Origin of the sequence: Microbispora corallina, from assembly GCF_016863035.1 — a bacterium.
GTDB classification, from domain to species: Bacteria; Actinomycetota; Actinomycetes; order Streptosporangiales; family Streptosporangiaceae; genus Microbispora; species Microbispora corallina.
On the sequence record NZ_BOOC01000054.1, the window covers coordinates 1 to 19,064 of the forward strand.

A 19,064-nucleotide genomic window follows, 5' to 3' on the forward strand; every position below is an offset into this window, starting at 1 on the left:
TGCGGCGCCATAGACCTGACTAGGCGAAGCCTCCTGGTAGCGCGTTGCTCAGCACAGCGTACCGGCGATCGTGCAAGGCGGCAAAGCGGAATCCCCGCCGGGCGCGTCAACGGTCCGATCCCAGGTCACGGGGCACCGACGGGCGCCGTACGGGGCTGTGCCATCGGTGGCCGCAACCATTCTGTGATCAGTGCACAGCCCTTGTCCACAGGGTGTGGACAAGGGCTGTGTGCGGACCATGGACGCCGGGGGCACAACGGCGTGCCCGAGCCGGCGCGCGAAGGTCAGGCCTGGCGGACGGCCTCGCCCTCGATCTCGATCTTGACCTTCCTGGCGACCAGGACGCCACCGGTCTCCAGGGCCTGGTTCCAGGTCAGGCCGAACGCCTCGCGGTCGATCTCGGTCTCGGCGGAGAAGCCGAAGAGCTCCTGACCCCAGGGGTTGGTCCCGGCGCCGCCGAACTCGACCTTGAGCTCGACCTCCTTGGTGACGTCGCGGATGGTCAGGTCGCCGACCAGGACGAACTCGTCACCGGAGTGCTTGACGACACGCTTGCTGCGGAAGGTGACCTCGGGGAACTTGTCGGCGCCGAGGAAGTCGTCGCTGCGCAGGTGGCCGTCGCGGTCGGCGACACCGGTGCTGATGGTGTCGGCCTTGATGACGGCCTCGACGCTCGAGTCGAGCGGGTTCTCGCCGATCACGATCTTGCCGTCGAAGTCGCCGAAGTGGCCGCGCACCTTGCTGACCATCATGTGCTTGACGACGAAGCCGACACGGGTGTGCGCCTTGTCCAGGGCGAACTCACCGGCGGCCGGGATCTTGAGGCCTTCCCACTCACGGATGCTCATGGCTGCTCTCCTGAAGTATTTGCTGTGCGGATGTCTGCGCCAACAACTGTCTACACGAGAAGTATTCCGCGCGTCAACTATCGTCCCGTAGACTTTGCTCATGGACACATTCGACGACCCACGGCTCACGGCGATGGGCCTGCTGGCGGAGGTGTACGCGGGGCTGTCGGCCAAGTCGGCAGCGACCTTCGCCGCCGTCAAGCTCTCAGAGGTCGACTTCGAGACCCTCATCCGGCTCGCCCGGTCGCCCGAACGGCGACTGCGGATGAGCGACCTCGCAGCCCAGACGTCGTTGTCCACGAGCGGGATCACCCGCGTCGTCGACCGGCTGGAGCGCGAGGGCCTGGTCGAGCGGCACGCGTGCGCGACCGACCGCCGCGCGTCGTTCGCCGTCCTCAGCGCGGCGGGGGCCGAACGCCTCGAGCGCGTGCTCCCCCGGCACATCGAGGACATCGAGACCTGGTTCACCGGGCTGCTGACGCCGGAGGAGCTGGACGCCTTCCTCGCGACCCTGCGCCGGATCCGCGACGTCGTACGGCCCTGCGCGACAGCGGGCGTGCAGCAGCGCGTCGAAGCCTCCTGAGGGACCCCGCACCACTCGGCCCGACCGGCGTCCCCGCGCGCACACCCCACCGCAGCACACCCCCGAAGGCCGCACACGCCCGCAGGCACGCGCGTGCACGCCCTTCGCCGTACCGGCTATCGGACATAGAGGATGAAACGGGCAGTTGGGGTGGCGAAGACGATCAATATCTGATGGACTCCGTTATCCCCCCGAAAACGCCGCCGATCCCCCTGGAGCGCCCGTGCGTGCCCTCCCACGCGCCCTCGCCGTCTTGGCCGCCGTCGTCACACTCGCGATCCCCGTCGCCACCGCCGCCCCCGCGGGAGCGGCCACCCGACCCAAGACCGTCCCCAAGGACGCCGTCGAGGTGAAGGTCAAGAAGATCGTGGACGGCGACACGTTCGACGTCGTCACCGCCAAGGGCGTGACCGTACGGGTGGGCCTGCTGGAGGCCGACGCCCCGGAGCAGGGCTGGTGCTGGTACGAGAACGCGGTCGCGCGGCTGTCCGCGCTGCTGCCCGTGGGCAAGGCCGCCTACGTCCTGCCCGGCAAGGAGCGGGCGGGGGACGACGGGCGCTACCTCCTGTACACCTGGACCGGCAAGGGCGCGTACGTGAACGGCGACCTGGTCAGGAACGGCTACGCGCAGGCCGTGGCGTACTACCCGGAGCACGTGTACACCGACTGGCAGTTCGCCGAGCAGCTCAGGGCGCAGTCCGAGCGGCGGGGGATGTGGTCGGGCCCGTGCTGGGCGCCCGACACCTACGACCGTCGTGACGCGCTGGACACCCCGCCCGGCGCGGGGGACGCCGCCCTGTCGCCCGCCCCCGTCGAGCCGATGGACCCCTCGCCCGCGGCGCCCGGCACGTCCGCGACGCCGGAGCCGGCTCCCCAGACCACCGGCACCCCCACGCCCAGCCCGTCGCCGAGCCCCTCGCCGTCCGGCGGCACCGACCCCCGCTTCCAGACCTGCCAGGAGGCGAACGACGCCGGGTACGGACCGTACCGCCGCGGCGTCGACCCCGAGTACGACTGGTATGTGGACGCCGACAGCGACGGGATCGTCTGCGAGACCTGAGGACGGGGTCAGTTCACGTGCTCGCCGGCGGCGGCCCGGACCACGAGGTCGCCGCGGAGCTTGGCCATCCCCCGCGAGACCGAGCTCTTCACGGTGCCCACGCTGATGCCGAGCGTCCTGGCGATCTCCGGCTCGCTCATGTCCTCGTAGTAGCGCAGCACGATGGCGGTGCGCTGGCGGAGGGGGAGCCGGTCGAGGGCCTGCTCCAGCTCGTCGTACCGGTGCCGGTGGTCGTACTGGACCACGACGTCGGGAAGCTCGTCGGACGGGTACTCCTCGATCTTGCGGCGGCGCCACCAGGAGATGTTGATGTTCACCATGGCCCGGCGCACGTAGCTGTCGAGGGACGACGGGTCCTTGATCCGGTCCCAGGCGAGGTAGGTCTTGGCCAGGGCGGCCTGCAGCAGGTCCTCGGCGTCGCAGGGGTTGCCGGTCAGCTGGTTGGCGACGCGCAACAAGGCCGCCCCGCGGGACACCACGTACGCGCGGAACTCCTCATGGTTCACGATCATGCGATCACCAACCCGGCCTGAGAGGCATCTCGTGCCAGAATGGCAGCCAGGCCCCAGAATCCGGCTGAACCGAAATCCAGGTTTCGCACCACCTACAGCAAAGACCCCGCAAGCTCGGTGGCGCGCCAGGCGCGGGAGCCTTTCATGCCGCGGGCACTGTTTTGCCCAGAAGTGGGAGATATGGCTTCCACTGTGAGGAGGAATATTGCTCCCGCATGTGACCATTGCCGGGAATTCCGCTCCGCCCGCTCCGCTCGGCATGTGAGGCTGGACACGTGGGAGGGGCCATGCCGTACCGGAGTGTGGAACGACGGCGGGTGCTCGCGGCGGCGGCGCTCGGGCGGGACGCCGAGCCGCCGCGGCTGAGCGCGGACGACGGGGTGCCGTTCGACGCGGTCACCGGGGTGATCCTTGACGTCAGCCCTCATCTGATCATCGTCGAGGACGCCGCGGGCGGACAGCGGCGCCTGGTCATCGCACCCTGGGCCACCGCGTGGCGGGGCGGCCCTGTCGCCCCCGCGGACCTCCCGGTCGGGGCGCGGGTGGTGATCCGGGCGCTGAAGGCGGGCACGGTGGCCGAGCGGATCTGGGCCGACGCCACCCGGCTCACCGGGACGATCAAAGCGGTCACCGGCCGGCGGGACCTGACGATCGTCCTGGACATGGGCGCCCATCGCGGGGAACGGTCCATCACGGTGCCGTACCGCTCCTCCGGGCGGATCCGGGTGCGGCATCCACAGCTCGAACCGGGGTACCTCTTCGACGCCATCGGGATGGTCGACGGCGGCGCCCCGCTCGCGCTGCTCCCCGCGACCTCCCAGCCCCCGTACCGGGCCGCCGCGGTGCCCCCGCCGCCTCCGGCGTACCGGGGGGTGCAGTCGAAGATCTCCGGCACGGCCGTCTGGGGCGACCTTCCCGAGCGGGGTGTCGCCTACCCGATGCTGGAGACGTCCGACACCGGATGCGCCGACGCCGGCGTCTCCTGCGTCGGCCTGCCGTACCTCGCGCTCGGCTCGACGCTGTACGTCCGGAACGTGTGCGACGGGCGCGCCGACGCGCTGCCGATCGTGGCCTGCGGCTGCGTCACCGGGCGCTTCTGCGACCGGTGCCTGGAGTGCGGGACGTCGCCGCGCGGCCGGATCGTGGAACTGTCCGCCGCCGCGTACGTGGAACTCGGCGGCGACTTGATCAAGGGGTGCTTCAACGCCCGCATCGGATTGGGGTGACCCGTGCTCTCGACCATCGCGGCGGCGGCGCTGCCCGTTCTCGTGGTCATGCTGCTCCTCGGCGGCGTGGCGAAGATCGTCACGGCGGGAGGCGACGGCACGCCCGGCGCCTTGGGGCGTCTCGGCCCCGCCGTGCTCGCGCCGGAGCGATTCGTGAAACCGGCGATGCTCATCTGTGCCTGCGGGGAGCTCGGCCTGGCCGCGGGACTGATCGCCGTCGACCACCCGGCCGCGCGCTGGCTGCCGGTCGCGTTCTTCGCGGTCGCGACGTACGTGCTGCAGGACCTGCGACGGCGGCGTCCGGACGTCGGATGCGGCTGCTTCGGCGAGGTCAGCGCGGCCCCGGTCGGCGTCCGCTCGATCCTGCGGGCGGCCGTTCTCACCGCGGCGGCGGTGGCCGTGGCGGTCGAGGGCACGACCGGAGCCGAGGTCGTGGCCGGCATCTCGTGGGCGTTCGCCGCCTCGCTCGGCGGGATCGTCGTCCTGCTGCTCGCGCTGTCCCCCGAGCTGGAGGAGAGCCTGGCGCGGCTGCGATACCGCGCGCCCTGCGAACTGCGGCCGCTGCCTCCCGAGCGGGCGCTGTCGCGCCTGCGGGCCAGCTCGGCCTGGCGCACCCATGCCGTGCTGCTGGAGTCACACGAGCCGGCGGACATGTGGCGCGAGCTGTGCTGGCGGTTCTTCGTCTTCCCCGCCCGGAACGGCGCGGAGGTCGTCTTCGCCGTCTACCTGAGCGGACGGCGGCCCGCGGTGAGGGCGGCCCTGGTCACCCCGGACGGGCCGCCGGCCTCTCTGCAGGAATCTATGCCTGTATCGGCCTGACGCTATACAGTCATAGATTCCTGCATCGAGGCGGCGGAATTCAGCTCTCTACGGCTCTCTAGCTTCCCCTCTAGAAAGCCGTAGAGAGGTCGATGGGCGGCCCGGCTTACAGCGGCTGGGCGCGCAGGAACCTCCCGAAGTGCGGCACGGTGAAGCCGATCACGCCGCGCTCCGCGCTGTAGATGAGGCCTTTCTTGATGAGGCTGTCCCTCGCCGGGGACAGACTGGACGGCTTGCGGCCCAGGGATTCGGCGACGTCCGCCGTGGGGACGGGGTCGTCGCCCAGCTGGGCCATGGCGTGCATGTAGTCGCGCTCGGCCGGGGTGGCCCGCTCGTAGCGGCTGCCGAAGAAGCCGACGGCCAGCTCCTCCTCGGCCTCGGGGGCCGACACCTTGATGTCGTCGGCGGTGATCGGGCTTCCGGGCGCCAGGTCCCAGGCCACCTTGCCGTACGCCTGGACGAAGTAGGGGTAGCCGTCGGCCGCCTCGTACAGGGCGTCGAGCGCCTCGGGGGTGAACTCCACGTCCTCCCGCTCGGCCGGGACGATCAGGGCGAGATCGGCGGCCTCCCGGTCGAGACGGTCGATCCGGGCGTAGCGGAAGAGCCGCTCGGAGTAGCTCTTGCTCGCGGACAGCACGCTCGGCAGGTGGGGCAGGCCCGCGCCGACCACGATGAGCGGGCCGCCGTTCTGCGACAGCTCGTGGCAGGCGGCGCACAGGGCCGAGATGTCGGGCGCCTGCACGTCCTGCATCTCGTCGATGAACAGCGCGATGCCGACGCCGAGGTCGGTCGCCACTCCGGCGGCGTCGACGAACAGCTCGGTCAGGTCGATCTCCAGGTCGCCGGAGTCGGCGCGGCCGCGCGCCGCGGGCACGTCGATGCCGGGCGACCAGTGGGAGGTGCCCTTCGCGGCGGCCGGGTCGCGCATCGCGAACGCCTTGAGCACGCCGAGGAACTCCTCGATGCGCTCGGGCGCCCGGTGCCGGGGGGCGAGCTCTCGGACGGCCATGTGCAGCGCGGCGGCGACCGGGCGCCGGATCGACTGGTCGGGCCGGGCCTCGATCTTCCCGGTGCCCCACAGCCGCTGCATGGCCATCGACTTGAAGGTGTTGAGCAGGACGGTCTTGCCGACTCCGCGGAGGCCGGTCAGGACCATGCTCCGCTCGGGGCGTCCGCGGGCGACCCGCTCCAGGACGATCTCGAACTGCTGCAGCTCGCGATCGCGCCCGGCGAGCTCGGGCGGCCGCTGCCCCGCGCCGGGGGCGTAGGGGTTGCGCACGGGGTCCACGCTCTCGGACTTTATGACGGGATATAGCGGCCGTCGTAGATTTCCGTAGAAAGAGCTACGGCGTGTCGCCCGCGGGCGAAGGGGCGCGCACCGGGCCGGAGCCGACGTCGCCAGCACAGCCATCGCACACCCCTTACCTGGCGAGACGAGACCGAACCCGTGTTCGATCCGATGGCCAAGACTGTAGCGCGACATCGAACATGTGCGCGAGGCTTTCCGCCGAAAAGCTCCGGCAAAGGCCGTCGTTCAGTGCGGCAGATACCGGATGACCAGGGCCGCTACGGCCACGGCCGCGATGACGGCGAGATAGGTCAGCACCAGCCGCGTGTCGCGCAGCAGGCACCTGCTCCGGGTGAGCCCGGCCCGGCGCGCCCTGGCGTAGCCCACCAGTCCGAGGACCGCGAAGCCGAGCACGGCCCACGGCCCCAGCAGCCAGGCCAGCAGCGCGACCGTCGTGTAGACGCACAGCCGCAACGGGTCGTACGGCGCGGCGCCGACCTCCTCCGCACCCGTCGAAGCCGCGCCCGCCGGAACCGCGCCCGCCAAAGCCGCGCCGGTCGAAGCCGCGCCGGTCGAAGCCGCGCCGGTCGAAGCCGCGCCGGTCGGAGTGCCGGCGGCGCTCGCCATGGCCTGTTCGTACGCCACGCCCCTGGGGGGTTCGGGCGTCATGTGATCTCCACGAGCGGGAGCCGTACACCGGGATCGGCCGCGGCGACGGCGGACAGGCGCTGCCGCGACAGGGCCGGCCACGCCTGGACGGCGCAGAACGGCGCGCACTGGTCCTGGTCGGAGCGGGTGCCGACGTGCACACAGCACTGGATGAGGCGTTCCTCCAGCATCGTCGACATGTCCATGAACGGCTTGACCGTGATGCGCACCACGCGTTCGCCGAGCAGGCGCCGCAGCCGTCGGCGGCGTCCGGGCAGCGCCGAGGACGCGAGCGTCAGCAGGGTGGTCAGGCCGAGGTCGCAGTTCTCGCAGATGTCGCGCCACAGCGTGCCGATCTCGGGGTGCGACAGCGACGACTGCTCCGACAGCAGGCCGAGCAGCGACTCCTGGACGGCCATGCGGAGCTGCCGCGGGATCTCGGAGTCGGCGATGCGGTTGGAGACGAGCCCGAGGTTCTCCTTGAGGCGGTCGTGGCCGATCAGCGCGGTGAGCGACCGCCACTGGTCGGCGTCGTCCCTGATCATGTAACCGACCGAGCAGCAGTGGGGGTGGGAGCACGGCAGGGCCGTGAGGTCGCGCCAGGTGACCAGCCCGTCGGTCTGGGGGCCCAGGCGCTTCAGGACGCCGGTGTGGGTGAGCCGGTCGAGGGGGTCGATGACGCCCGACCGTCCCGAGCCGAACTGCGGCTGGATCGACACCCCGCCGATGTACGGCGTGTCGAGGGCGAGCCGCACGACGTCGCCGATCTCGCCGTCGTTCACGCCGAGGGCGGCAGCCATGACGAGCGTCGTGAAGATCTCCCGCTCCGACAGCCGCTCGACCGCCTGGGCCTTGAGCCGCCTCAGGTCGCCGCCCCGGTGGTGCCGGGACGCCTCGGCCGACGTCCCGTCGTACTGCAGGTAGACCTCCACCCGCTCGCGGTGCTCGGTCAGCAGGTCGAGCAGGGCGTCGTCGCGGGCGATCAGCAGGCCGTTCGTGTTGATCAGGATGCGGGTGACCGGCCGGGCGACGAGCTCGGACAGCAGCAGCGGGAGCTCGGGATGCAAGGTCGGCTCGCCGCCGCTGAGCATGAGCACGTCGAGGCGGCCGTTCTCGCGGGCGAGGCGCTGGTCGACGTTGGCGAGCACCTCCCGGACCGGGACGACACCCCGCAGGTCGGGCGACGACTCGGTGAAGCAGGTCGGGCAGCGCAGGTTGCACGCCTCGGCGATGTCCTCCAGGAGGATGCAGGTGTGCTGGGTCTGCATCTCGGGCAGCCCGCGCAGGTACGCCGAGGGAACGGGGTCGAAGTTGCCCGGCACGTCGGGCAGGTGGGCCTTGGTGGGCGCGGTCCACTCCTCCAGGTAGGCGAGGATCTCCGGGTCCTCGTCGTAGAGGGTGCGGACCAGGCCGTGGGTGCGGCAGCCGCGTTCGAGGTAGACCCGGCCGTCGCGCTCGGCCAGCCAGCCGGACAGGCGCGGCACGTCGGCCAGCGGCCGGTCCGGCCGCTCGTCATGGCAGCGCGGGCAGAACGCGTTGACGTAGCGGAGCAGGCGGTCGCCACGCAGGGGCATGCCGGTCGTCATGGCCGTCCAATCGTGTCGGTCGGGGGTCCGCTCGCGTGGGCCGGCGGGTCGGCGCGGTGGCGTCGCGGCGTCACAGGGTGCCGCCCGAGTAGATCTCCGGGTTGAGGCCGGTGCAGAAGCCGGCCGAGACGATCGACATCAGCGCCCATCCGATCATCAGGCCGAGGCCGAGCCCTCTCGTCCACGGCTTACGCAGGCGGATCAGCAGGAATCCGCCGCCGAGGGCGAGCAGGGCCAGCATCGCGGCGGCCACGCCGACGACGACCTCCTTGTTACTCCCCACGCCGTCGGCCACGGCGAGCGTGAGCAGGAACGCCGCCAGGTTGACGACCAGGAAGACGCCGAGGCCGAGGAAGGTCATGCCGACCACGACCCCCGTCGAGGAGGACGGCGGAGGGGGCGGCGGAGGCCCCCACCCCTGGGGGTAATGCGGCCCGCCGGGCGGCTGGTGCGGCCCGCCCGGCCCATGCGGCCCACCGGGTCCCGGAGGCCCAACCGGCCCTGAAGGTCCGCCCGGTCCTGCGGGTCCACCGGACCCGCCAGGCCCTGCCGGCCCACCGAATCCGCCCAGCCCCGGGGAGCCACCCGATCCGCCCGGCCCACCCCCACCAGGGCCGGCAGGCCCACCCGCTGCCGGGCCGCCGCCACCTCCTGGGGATCCGTTCGGCTCAGCCGGGGGCCGGTGATGCGGCCCGTCGGGCGGGGGCCACTGCCCGCCTCGCGAGTCGTCGTCGGGGTGCTCGGGGGGTGTGGTCACGACTCCTCCTCAGGCCGCACCGGAACGGTCGCCCGGCGAACGTCGTGGCTGCCGGCTGGCTCGGTCACGCCGTCTCCTCACTGATGTGGCCGGGAAGGTAACCCCGCGTGGCGACGGAGACGGGGGCGGGACGGCCGAGAAGGCGGTCGTAGTAGCCGTTCCGGTAGCCCTTGCGGAGCCGCAGGGCGACCAGCAGCAGGCCGGGGATGAGGAACCACTGCGGACGGGTGAGGTCGAGCCAGACCGTCTCGTTGGCCCTGGTGAACTCGACGAGGAACCGGAACACCGCGTACGCGCCGACGTACAGCGTGAACAGCTCGCCCGGCCGGCTGACGCGGCTCCTCGCCCACAGGACGGCGGCGAACGCCGCGAGCTGGAAGGCGATCTCGTACAGGAACGAGGGGTGCATGGCCTGCCCGGCCAGGCAACCGGGGCACTCGGGCACGGTGGCCGACGCGTGGATCCCCCAGGGGAGGCTCGTCGGGCGGCCGGGAGCCTCGGTGAGGAAGCAGCCGACGCGGCCGACGGCCATCCCGATGGCGACGGCCGGGGCGAACAGGTCGCCCGTGCGCTCCCGGTAGCCGATGAGCCTCTTGGCGATCAGCACCCCCGCGTACGCCCCGGTCAGGCCGCCGAGGATGCTGCGCGAGCCGAACATCCACGCCTCGAGAAGGCTGGGGTTCAGCGAGAAGTCGAGGTGCTCGGCCCAGCCGGACAGGCGCATGCCGATGGCGCCGCCCACGAGCGCTCCGGCCACGGCGACGAGCGACTCCTCCCGGAACGCGCCCCGGCGCCGCGCCTCCAGCACGAACACCACCGCCGCGACGACGACGGCGAGCCCCACGAAGAAGTCGTGGGTCGGCACCGCCAATCCGCCGAAACGCAGCTCCGGAATCACGACGCCACCATAGCGGCGCCCTCCGACGTTTCCGATCCCCAAAGATGAACGGCTTTCCCCGTTCCCTTTCGGCGACTACTCCGAACGGCGATCCGGTTTCCCGGGAACGGCGGGTGGCCCATAATGCGTCCGGAATTTCCCGGCGAGGGCAGGCCGTCCGCAATGCCGTGGGACCGGAGGACGCGCGACGGCGATTTCCGGGGACCGCCCGGAACGGCGAGGTTTTCCACAGGGGCGGCGGAAGCGGCTCCTCAGGTGGCGGGCGCGGGTACTCTGCGCGTATGGCTTCCTTAAGGAATCCCAGGTCAGCGGTGGTGGCGACGGTCCTCGCGGGCCTGGCCACGGCGTGCGGCGGCGGCGCCACGGCGCCCGATGCCGCCGCCTCGCCCGCGGCGGCTCCGGTGGAATCGCCGCCTGCCGCGTCCGCCACGACTCCGGGAACCGCGACGGCGACACCCGCCGGCTCGGCGTCGCCCGCCTCGCCCACGGAGCCGGCGTCACCCACGGAGTCGGCGTCGCCGCGCCCCATCGTCCCGCCGCCGTTCGCCGCGAAGATCGGGAAGGTGTCACGGGCCGAGGTCCGGTACTCGTGGCACGAGGGCTGCCCCGTCTCCGTGGGCGACCTGAGGAAGATCACCATGACCTACTGGGGCTTCGACGACAAGAGCCACACGGGTGAGCTGGTGGTCAACAAGTCGGCCGCGGACGATCTGGTGTCCGTCTTCAGCAAGCTGTACGACCACCGCTACCCGATCCGCCGGATGGAGTCCGTCGACGTCTACAAGGGCAGCGACTACGACTCGATCGACGCCGACAACACCTCGGCGTTCAACTGCCGCAGCGCGACCGGGTCGAGCAGCTGGTCCCAGCACGCGTACGGCCTGGCCGTCGACGTCAATCCGCGGGAGAACCCGTACGTCTACGCCGACGGCTCCCACGCGCACAAGAACGCCACGGGGTTCGTCGAGCGGCCGTTGAAGAAGCCGGGCGTCGTCAACGCCGGCGACTTCGTGGTGCGGACCTTCGACGGCATCGGCTGGGGCTGGGGCGGGTCCTGGTCCGGCGCCAAGGACTTCCAGCACTTCTCGTCCAACGGACGGTGAGCAGGCCTGTCCGCGCCGCCGTGAGGGGCGCGGCCCACGAGCGGAGGAACGGCGGGGATGAGCACGAGCGGAGGAACCGGCGGGGAAAGAACGAACGCCCGCTCCTCCGGCCGGAAGGAAGCGGGCGTCTATCCGAATATGGCGACTCCTGATTCCCCTGTGACGAGGAGAACCACGAGTGAGGGCTCAAACGCTAACGGGACTGGGAGCTATGACCTGGAAGGATCGCTTACCACTTCATAACGATCGGCCATCGAGCCCATCACACGGTGGCGATCAGACACCGTCCACGGGTCAACTGCTTCTCCACACGTGTGTGACAGGAGACGCATGAGCTGGCTCCATTCAGGTCCCCTTCCCCCGATCTGGCCGCGAGATCGATACGAGGTCCGCTCCTTGCGGCCCGCCCAGGAGCGCGGTACGGCGGACCGCTACAACCTGGCCGAGCAGGCGTACGAGGCCGCCCTGCGGCTGCGGGACGCCGGGCTGTGCACGCAGATCCAGGTGATCAGGCTCGACGACGGCGTCACGCTGTTCGACCTGGCGGCCGGGATCGAGGAGCCGCTCGAGGCCTGGTGAGCGGGGGCTCACGATGAGCGCGGTGGCAAGATGAGGTCATGGCAGCGAAGGACGGCGACGGCTGGGCCCTGTGCGGACTCGGCCACCAGCACTGGGGACTCCACGGCGCGACCGGCCTGCTCGCCGTCCACCACACGCTCGACGGCATGCCGTACGTCCTGCTGCAGAAGCGGGCCTGGTGGAGCCATCACGGAGGGACCTGGGGCCTGCCGGGCGGCGCCCGCGACAGCCACGAGGACGCGATCGCCGGCGCGCTGCGGGAGGCGCTGGAGGAGGCCGCGCTCCGCGCCGACCTGCTGCGGATCCAGGGGCTGTACGTCGACGACCACGGCGGCTGGGCGTTCGAGACGGTGATCGCCGAGGCCGAGGGCCTGCTGGACGCGGCACCGGCGAACGCCGAGAGCATCGACCTGCGCTGGGTCGCCGCCGACGAGGTCACAGCGAAGAACCTGCATCCCGGGTTCGCGCACACCTGGCCGACGATCCGCCCGGCCCTCGCCCCGCTCGTGGTCGTCCTCGACATGGCGAACATCATCGGCGCGCGGGCCGAGCACGGCTGGTGGAAGGACCGGGCGGGCGCGGCCAACCGGCTCCTCAACGAGATCGTGCCGCTCGCGCGGGACGGCCTGTCCCGCAACCCCGACCACTTGCCGGAGCTGGCCCGGTGGTTCCCCCGGCTCGTGGTCGTGCTCGAAGGGGCCGCGGCCCGCGCCGCCGACCCCGGGCCGGCGAGCGTGGGCGTGGAGGTCGTCGTGGCCCCGGGCAGCGGCGACGACGCCATCGTGGACACCGTGCGCGCGGCCAGGCCATGGGAGAAGGTGCTGGTGGTCACCGCCGACCGCGAGCTGCGCGAGCGGGTGACCGCCCTCGGGGCGACGGTCACCGGCCCGCGCTGGCTGCTCGACCAGCTCTAGATCGCCTGCCCGCGCCCACTCCCGACCAGCTCTAGGCCGCCGCACCGCGCCGACGCCTCGACCAGCTCCAGACCGCCGCACCGCTGCCCACTCCCGACCAGCCCTAGATCGCCGGCCCGCGCTCACCGCCGACAGCGGCTGGAAGAAGGTCGCGGAGACGGCGTTCGCCCTCGTCGGGCGTTTCACCTGATTGTCTAGCGTCCATTTAATCCCTATATGGGCGTTTTCGGGAGCATGATCAGGGTGCGGCGGTGGCTGCGGTGGCGGTGGACGCTCTTCGTCCCCGCGATCGCTCTCATCACGCTCGCCCTCACCTGGGGACGGGCGCTCGCGCCGGTCATGGTGGTGGTGGCCGCCGTGTTCCTCGCAGGGGCCGTCCTCGCGGCCGTTCATCACGCCGAGGTGATCGCCCACCGGGTCGGCGAGCCGTTCGGGTCGCTGGTCCTCGCGGTCGCGGTGACGGTCATCGAGGTGGCGCTGATCGTGAGCCTGATGGCGTCCGGCGGCCCGCAGACGGCGTCCCTCGCCCGCGACACGGTCTACGCCGCCGTCATGATCACCTGCAACGGCATCCTCGGGTTGTCGCTGCTGATCGGGGCCCTGCGGCGGCGGCTGGCCGTCTTCAACGCCGAGGGGACGGGCGGGGCGCTGGCCACCGTGGCCACCCTCGCGACGCTCAGCCTCGTCCTGCCGTCGTTCACGACGAGCTCCCCCGGGCCCGCGTTCACGCCGGTCCAGCTGGCGTTCGCCGGGGTGGTCTCGCTCGCGCTGTACGGCCTGTTCGTGCTCACCCAGACCGTCCGCCACCGCGACTACTTCCTCCCCGTGGAGGACGACGACAGGGACGGCGACGGGGACACCGCCGAGCGGCCGCGCGCGGGCGGGATCGCGGCGGCGGGAGGCGGGACGGCAGGCACGCGGGGGACGGCGGCGGGGACTCCGGGGCGCGCGGGGAAACCAGGGACGGCAGGCACGCGGGGCACGGCGACGGGAGTCGGGCACGCCGCTCCGCCGTCCCTGAAGGCGACGCTGACCAGCCTCGTCCTGCTGCCGCTCGCGCTGGTCGCCGTGGTCGGGCTGGCGAAGGTCGAGTCCCCGTCGATCGAGGTGGCCGTGAAGACGGCCGGGCTGCCCCAGCCGGTGGTCGGCGTGGTGATCGCCATGCTCGTGCTGCTGCCGGAGACCCTGGCGGCGGTGCGGGCGGCCCGCCGCGACCGCATCCAGACCAGCCTCAACCTGGCCCTCGGGTCGGCCATGGCGAGCATCGGGCTGACCATCCCGGTGATCGCCGTGGCGTCGCTGTGGTTGTCGGGCCCGCTGGTCCTCGGCCTCGCCCCCACCCACGTCGTGCTGCTCGGCCTGACCATCGCGGTGGGCACGCTGACCGTGGTGCCGGGCCGGGCGACCCTGCTCCAGGGCGCCGTCCACCTCACGCTGCTCGCCGCGTTCGTGTTCCTCGCCGTACGGCCCTGAGGCGGCGAGCGGCCGAAATGGTGTCGCGGCGAGGCAGGAGGCGGTTTAAGGTGCGGACATGACGTGGCGACATTGACGCTCACCCGAGTCGGGGATCGCGGCGCGGCTCTACACGTACGCCTTCCTTGAGGACTTCATCGTCCTGTACCCGGTCTACGCCGTGCTGTTCGCCGACACCGGGCTGTCCCCCGGCGAGATCTCGTCGCTGTTCGCGATCTGGTCGGTCACCGGCTTCGCGCTGGAGATCCCGTCGGGCGTGTGGGCCGACGTCTTCTCCCGGCGGCGCCTCCTGGTCGCCGCGCCCCTGCTGACGGGGTCCGGGTACGCCCTGTGGACGTTCCTCCCCTCGTACCCGGCGTTCGCGCTCGGTTTCGTGCTGTGGGGCGCGGGGAGCGCGCTGCGGTCGGGCACCCTGCAGGCCCTGGTGTACGAGGAGCTCGATCGCCTGGGCGCCTCCGGCTCCTACGCCCGTCTGGTCGGCCGTTCGACCGCCCTGGGCACCACCGCGTTCATGGCGGCGAGCGCCGTGGCGGGGCCCGTGCTCTCCTTCGGCGGCTACCGGGCGGCCGGGCTGGCCAGCGTGCTGGCCTGCCTGCTGTGCGCGGCCGCCGGGCTCGCGTTCCCCGAGTCCAGGGGCCGGGGCCGGGAGGAGGGCGCGCGCTACCTCGACGTGCTCCGCGACGGCCTCGCCGAGGTGCGGCGATCCGTCCCGGTACGGCGGGCCCTGCTGCTGATCTCGGTCGTCTCGGGTCTCGGGTCGCTGGACGAGTACGTCCCGCTGCTGGCGCAGTCCACCGGCGTCGCCACCCCGGCGGTGCCGCTGCTCGTGCTCCTGGTCTCGGCCGGCATGACGGCGGGGGGATGGGCGGCCGGGCGCGCGCCGCGCGCGCTCGCGCCCGTTCTGGCGGCCGGCGCGCTCTGCCTCGCGGCGGGGGCGGCCGTCCGGAGGCCGGAGGGGTTCGTGCTCGTGGCGGCCGCGTTCGGGGTCGTCCACTGGGCCGTCGCCGGCATCGAGGCCCGGTTGCAGGACCGGATCGCGGACGGCTCCCGCGCCACCGTGACCTCGATGGCCGGGCTCGGCGCCGAGGTGGTCGCCCTGAGCGTCTACGCCGGGTACGGCGCCGGGTCGGCCTGGGCCCCGCCATGGCTGATCTTCTCGGTCACGGCCGTGCCGTACCTCCTGGCGGCCGTCGCGGCCCGCCGCGTGTGACCCGGGCGCGCCCCGCTCGCCGTACATGACAAAAGCGGCCCCGCCCGCCGCGTGTGACCCGAGTATGTCCCGGCCGTGCGCTGCTCCCGCTGCCGGCACCGACAACCGGTGCCGGCAGCGGGCGCGATCAAGGACCGACAGCCCGGACTAACGGGCGGTGAGAGTCCACAGGTGGTCGGCGGTGCCGTTGTCATCCCACTGGAGGACCTGGGCGCCGGAGGCGGTGCTCATGTTCAGGACGCCGAGCACCCGGCCGCTGTTGTTGTTGCGGATCTTGTAGTGGCCGCTCCCGTCGGGGGTGACCTGCCACAGGTGGTCGGCGGTGCCGCTATCGCCCCAGATCAGAGCCGTCCCGCCGTTGCCGGTGTTCATGTTGGTGATGCCGAGGACCAGCCCGCTGGCCTTGTTCACGATCTTGTAGAGGCCGGAGCCGGCGTCGGTGAGAGTCCAGGTCTGGGTGCTGCTGGACGAGGGCGTGGCCTGGTCGACCAGAGTGCCCTGAGCCGTCCCGGAGTTGGCGGTGTCCAGGGCGAGGCCGCTGTTCACGTTCTTGATCTGGTAGGTGCCGGCGAGCGAGGTCCCGCCGCCGCCGCTGCCCGGGGTGACCACCAGGTGGTAGCCGTACGTGGAGTTCATCCCCGAGACGGGCACGGTGATGGAGCCGTTGGACACGGTGTAGTTCGACTCGCTCAGCGTGGACGGCCCGGAGACGGCCACCGTACGGCCGGGCGAGGGGGTGTACTCGAGCTTCACGTGGACGGTGCCGCCGAAGGAGCCGAGTCCGTTGACGGTCACAGCGGTGTCGCCGGAGCCGCCGCCGAAGATGACGCTGAGCTGGTTGCCCGCGCTGTTCATCGCCGCGGCGCCGTCGAGGCCGGTCTGCGCGGGCGGAGTGGTCGTCACCATGCTGCCGCTCATGTCGCCGTACCACTTGTAGAGCCAGTAGGCGCCGTTGGGCGAGCCGCCCCGGCCGGTGAGCAGGTCGCCGAGCGTGCCGGACTGGTTCCAGAACGCCAGCTCGGCGTCGTGGATGCCCAACCGCTCGAACTTGGCGATGTAACCGACGAGGGCGCCGGGGACGCCGACCTCGGACGGGGCGGCGTACTCCTCGATGGCGATCGGACGCGGGCTGATGCCGTACTTGTTCTCGAGGCTGACAACCGTGGCGACGTCACCGGCGATCTTCGACGACCTGATCAGCTCGTGCCAGGCGATGATGTCGGGGACGGTGTTCGTCGCGACCGCGTTCCGCAGGAAGTTGTCCATGTCGCTGATGTTGTCCGAGAAGCTCGGACCCTGGATCGGGGTCGTCGGATCCTTGGCCCGCACCTCCCGGTAGGTCCTGGTCCAGAAGTCCTCGTACGTGCCGTTGGACGACTTCCAGGTGTTGTCCGACTCGTTCCACAGCTCCCAGGCGGCCAGGTTGGTGATCCCCGACGACTTGGTCTGCGCGATCTGCTGGTCGACCAGGGTGAACCAGTCGTTCCAGCTGAACTGGTACGGCCAGCCCGCGTAGACGTCGGACAGCCGGTTCACGACCTTCGCGCCGACCCTGGCCGCCTTGGGGGCAACGGTCAGGATGTCACCGGTCCCCTGCTGCTTGCCGCCCTGGGGCTTCTGCACGAAGGTGTTCGGCTTGATGGCCTGGGCCAGGCTGTCCGACGGGTTCGTCGCGTCCGCGAGGCCGTACAGCGAGCCGGAGGCCACGTGCGTCACGGCACGGAACGGCTGGTTCGCGTTGACCACAAGGGTGGTGGCGGCACTGGCGGGAGCCGCGGCGAGGGCGGTGCCGGCCGCGGCGAGTGCGAGCGATGTGAGCAGGACGGCGGCCTGCCGGGCTCGGGATGTGACGGTCTTCACTGCGAGCTCTCCTGATGAGGTGAGGGGGGTGGTCGTGAGCGGAGCGGAGCCGCGGACGTCGGCGGCAGGAGATGAAAGATTCAGGGCCTGGACGCGTGCTCGGGCGGGGGACCACGTCCGCGGAACGGCGCCGGCCGCGTGGCCACGGGCCTCAGTCCTCGGCCGCGCCGGCGGCGACGCCGGCGGTCACATGGGGCTGGACGGGGAACAGGCGCGGGCTGCACGGGTTCTCCGGCGGCTCCGGCGGCCGGCGGCCCTGCCGTGTGCGCATCGGGGCGAACACCTGGTGGCGGCCGTTCCACGAGCCCGTGGCCGGCGTCCGCGCGGCCGTGGGCGGCAGCGCGGTTCGCGCCTGTGGGCCGAGCCGGACCGGGCCGGTCGCGGACAGGGCGGACGACTCACGGGACATGGAGCTCCCCAGACCAGTGGCGAGTGCGGGAGGGCGATGACGACGTGCGCAACCCATGTTGAGCAACTGCGCAAAAGTTTTCCAGCCGGAAACGTACGGTGCACATGGCCGTGCGTCAAGACTGGTAGCGGGGCGCGTTTTCACCCGCCCCCACTTGGCCAAGGCTTGGGAAACGTTGCGCACGACTGGCCAAGACGGGAAAGCGGTGGGACCATGACCGCAGCAGTGGTGGAGAGCAAAAGGACTGTGTGTGTCGGAGTCGAGTCGTACGGTCACAAAGGCGAGGGCCACCCTCAGCGACGTCGCCGCATTGGCGGGCGTCAGTGTGGGCACGGCGTCGAGGGCCCTCAGCGGAACCGGGCGTATGCGACCCGAGACACGTCAGCGCGTCCTCGACGCCGTCCACACCCTGGACTTCCGACCCAGCCAGCAGGCGCCGAGCCCGTACACCGGCCGTAGCTGGACGGTGGGCCTGATGACCACCGACGGCATCGGCCGCTTCAGCACTCCGGTCCTGCTCGGCGCCGAGGACGCGCTGGGCGCCGGCAAGATCTCCGTCTTGCTGTGCGACACCCGTGGCGACGTGATCCGCGAGCAGCACCACCTGCAGAACCTGATGGACCGGCGCGTCGACGGGATCATCGTGACCGGCCGGCGCACCGACCCCCGCCCTCCGCTCGAAGGCGTCCACGTCGGCGTACCCGTGGTCTACGCCCTGTCTCCCTCGACCGGCCCCGCCGACATCTCGGTGGTGTCGGACGACGCGCAGGGTTGCCAACTCGCCATCGACCACCTGGTGACGGCCGGGCACACCCGCATCGCGCACGTCACCGGACCCGCCCACCACGCCGCCGCCGCCGATCGAGCCCGCTACACCGAGCAGTTCCTCGCGGACGCCTCCCTTCAACTGGTTACCGGCAAGCCGCACTTCGGCGACTGGAGCGAGGCCTGGGGGCGGCGCGCGGCGGAGATGGTGCTGCGCACGGCACCGGACACCGATGCCTTCTTCTGCGGCAACGACCAGATCGCCCGCGGCGTCACCGACACGCTTCGCGAACGCGGCATCTCGGTCCCGAACCAGGTCGCCGTCGTCGGCTACGACAACTGGGACACCATGACCCTCGCCGCCCGCCCTCCGCTCACCACGATCGACGTCAACCTGACCGAGATCGGTCGGATCGCCGCCCTGCGCCTCCTGGACGCCATCGACGACAAGCCCACACCAGGGATCCACCGGATCCCCTGCAGGCTGGTCGTCCGCGACTCCGCCTGAGCCCGGCCGGGCGGCCCG

General features: G+C 71.7%; 19 protein-coding genes. 10 read left to right on the forward strand and 9 right to left on the reverse strand.

Going from position 1 to position 19,064, the window contains the following annotated elements; genetic code table 11:
• Positions 1–284: 284 nt before the first annotated feature.
• On the reverse strand, positions 285–848 hold the full coding sequence (locus tag Mco01_RS35610) for a YceI family protein (RefSeq protein WP_204061220.1): 564 nt from the start codon (positions 846–848) through the stop codon (positions 285–287).
• 100 nt (positions 849–948) lie between these two features.
• Here Mco01_RS35610 and Mco01_RS35615 point away from each other — a divergent pair, with 100 nt between their 5' ends.
• Both Mco01_RS35615 and Mco01_RS35620 read left to right on the forward strand, forming a co-directional pair.
• Positions 949–1,431, forward strand: a complete 483-nt coding sequence (locus tag Mco01_RS35615) for a MarR family winged helix-turn-helix transcriptional regulator (RefSeq protein ID WP_204061221.1) — start codon at positions 949–951, stop codon at positions 1,429–1,431.
• Positions 1,432–1,654: 223 nt separating this feature from the next.
• Complete coding sequence (locus tag Mco01_RS35620; protein WP_204061222.1) at positions 1,655–2,491, forward strand: thermonuclease family protein; 837 nt, start codon at positions 1,655–1,657, stop codon at positions 2,489–2,491.
• An 8-nt stretch (positions 2,492–2,499) separates the two neighbouring features.
• On the opposite strand, the gene Mco01_RS35625 is transcribed toward Mco01_RS35620, so the two are convergent.
• Positions 2,500–3,003 (reverse strand): SigE family RNA polymerase sigma factor, encoded by a 504-nt coding sequence (locus Mco01_RS35625; RefSeq protein ID WP_036325003.1) that lies wholly within the window; start codon positions 3,001–3,003, stop codon positions 2,500–2,502.
• Between the two features lie 287 nt (positions 3,004–3,290).
• Here Mco01_RS35625 and Mco01_RS35630 point away from each other — a divergent pair, with 287 nt between their 5' ends.
• Both Mco01_RS35630 and Mco01_RS35635 read left to right on the forward strand, forming a co-directional pair.
• Positions 3,291–4,229 (forward strand): hypothetical protein, encoded by a 939-nt coding sequence (locus tag Mco01_RS35630; protein ID WP_204061223.1) that lies wholly within the window; start codon positions 3,291–3,293, stop codon positions 4,227–4,229.
• A gap of 3 nt (positions 4,230–4,232) precedes the next feature.
• On the forward strand, positions 4,233–5,048 hold the full coding sequence (locus tag Mco01_RS35635) for a MauE/DoxX family redox-associated membrane protein (RefSeq protein ID WP_204061224.1): 816 nt from the start codon (positions 4,233–4,235) through the stop codon (positions 5,046–5,048).
• Between the two features lie 106 nt (positions 5,049–5,154).
• Here the strand turns inward: Mco01_RS35635 and Mco01_RS35640 are convergent, their stop codons facing one another.
• The 5 genes from Mco01_RS35640 to Mco01_RS35660 form a co-directional block, all read right to left on the reverse strand.
• Positions 5,155–6,336, reverse strand: coding sequence for an ATP-binding protein (locus Mco01_RS35640; protein WP_204061225.1), 1,182 nt, complete (start codon positions 6,334–6,336; stop codon positions 5,155–5,157).
• A gap of 246 nt (positions 6,337–6,582) precedes the next feature.
• Positions 6,583–7,005 (reverse strand): hypothetical protein, encoded by a 423-nt coding sequence (locus Mco01_RS35645; RefSeq protein ID WP_239104165.1) that lies wholly within the window; start codon positions 7,003–7,005, stop codon positions 6,583–6,585.
• Entirely contained in the window at positions 7,002–8,570 is a 1,569-nt protein-coding gene (locus Mco01_RS35650) for a radical SAM protein (protein WP_239104166.1), read from the reverse strand. The genes Mco01_RS35645 and Mco01_RS35650 overlap by 4 nt, the downstream gene beginning before the upstream one ends.
• A 70-nt stretch (positions 8,571–8,640) precedes the next feature.
• A complete protein-coding gene (locus Mco01_RS35655) occupies positions 8,641–8,931 on the reverse strand; it encodes a hypothetical protein (RefSeq protein WP_204061226.1) in 291 nt (96 codons plus the stop codon).
• 460 nt (positions 8,932–9,391) lie between these two features.
• A complete protein-coding gene (locus Mco01_RS35660) occupies positions 9,392–10,225 on the reverse strand; it encodes a prolipoprotein diacylglyceryl transferase (RefSeq protein WP_239104167.1) in 834 nt (277 codons plus the stop codon).
• A 311-nt stretch (positions 10,226–10,536) separates the two neighbouring features.
• Between Mco01_RS35660 and Mco01_RS35665 the strand changes: the two genes are divergently transcribed.
• From Mco01_RS35665 to Mco01_RS35685, 5 genes are all read left to right on the forward strand, one after another.
• Positions 10,537–11,328: a M15 family metallopeptidase gene (locus tag Mco01_RS35665; RefSeq protein ID WP_239104168.1), complete on the forward strand. Its 792-nt coding sequence runs from the start codon at positions 10,537–10,539 to the stop codon at positions 11,326–11,328.
• Between the two features lie 330 nt (positions 11,329–11,658).
• Positions 11,659–11,907, forward strand: a complete 249-nt coding sequence (locus Mco01_RS35670; RefSeq protein ID WP_036324994.1) for a hypothetical protein — start codon at positions 11,659–11,661, stop codon at positions 11,905–11,907.
• A 38-nt stretch (positions 11,908–11,945) separates the two neighbouring features.
• Positions 11,946–12,821: an NUDIX hydrolase gene (locus Mco01_RS35675; RefSeq protein ID WP_204061228.1), complete on the forward strand. Its 876-nt coding sequence runs from the start codon at positions 11,946–11,948 to the stop codon at positions 12,819–12,821.
• 216 nt (positions 12,822–13,037) lie between these two features.
• Positions 13,038–14,294, forward strand: coding sequence for a calcium:cation antiporter (locus Mco01_RS35680; RefSeq protein WP_204061229.1), 1,257 nt, complete (start codon positions 13,038–13,040; stop codon positions 14,292–14,294).
• Positions 14,295–14,436: 142 nt separating this feature from the next.
• Positions 14,437–15,504: an MFS transporter gene (locus Mco01_RS35685; protein WP_275410673.1), complete on the forward strand. Its 1,068-nt coding sequence runs from the start codon at positions 14,437–14,439 to the stop codon at positions 15,502–15,504.
• A 147-nt stretch (positions 15,505–15,651) separates the two neighbouring features.
• On the opposite strand, the gene Mco01_RS35690 is transcribed toward Mco01_RS35685, so the two are convergent.
• Both Mco01_RS35690 and Mco01_RS35695 read right to left on the reverse strand, forming a co-directional pair.
• Positions 15,652–17,364: an RICIN domain-containing protein gene (locus Mco01_RS35690; RefSeq protein ID WP_204061230.1), complete on the reverse strand. Its 1,713-nt coding sequence runs from the start codon at positions 17,362–17,364 to the stop codon at positions 15,652–15,654.
• A gap of 151 nt (positions 17,365–17,515) precedes the next feature.
• Positions 17,516–17,773, reverse strand: a complete 258-nt coding sequence (locus tag Mco01_RS35695) for a hypothetical protein (RefSeq protein WP_204061231.1) — start codon at positions 17,771–17,773, stop codon at positions 17,516–17,518.
• Between the two features lie 250 nt (positions 17,774–18,023).
• Between Mco01_RS35695 and Mco01_RS35700 the strand changes: the two genes are divergently transcribed.
• The gene (locus tag Mco01_RS35700; protein ID WP_275410672.1) at positions 18,024–19,046 is read left to right on the forward strand and encodes a LacI family DNA-binding transcriptional regulator; all 1,023 of its coding nucleotides are present in this window, start codon (positions 18,024–18,026) and stop codon (positions 19,044–19,046) included.
• The last annotated feature ends 18 nt before the right edge of the window (positions 19,047–19,064 follow it).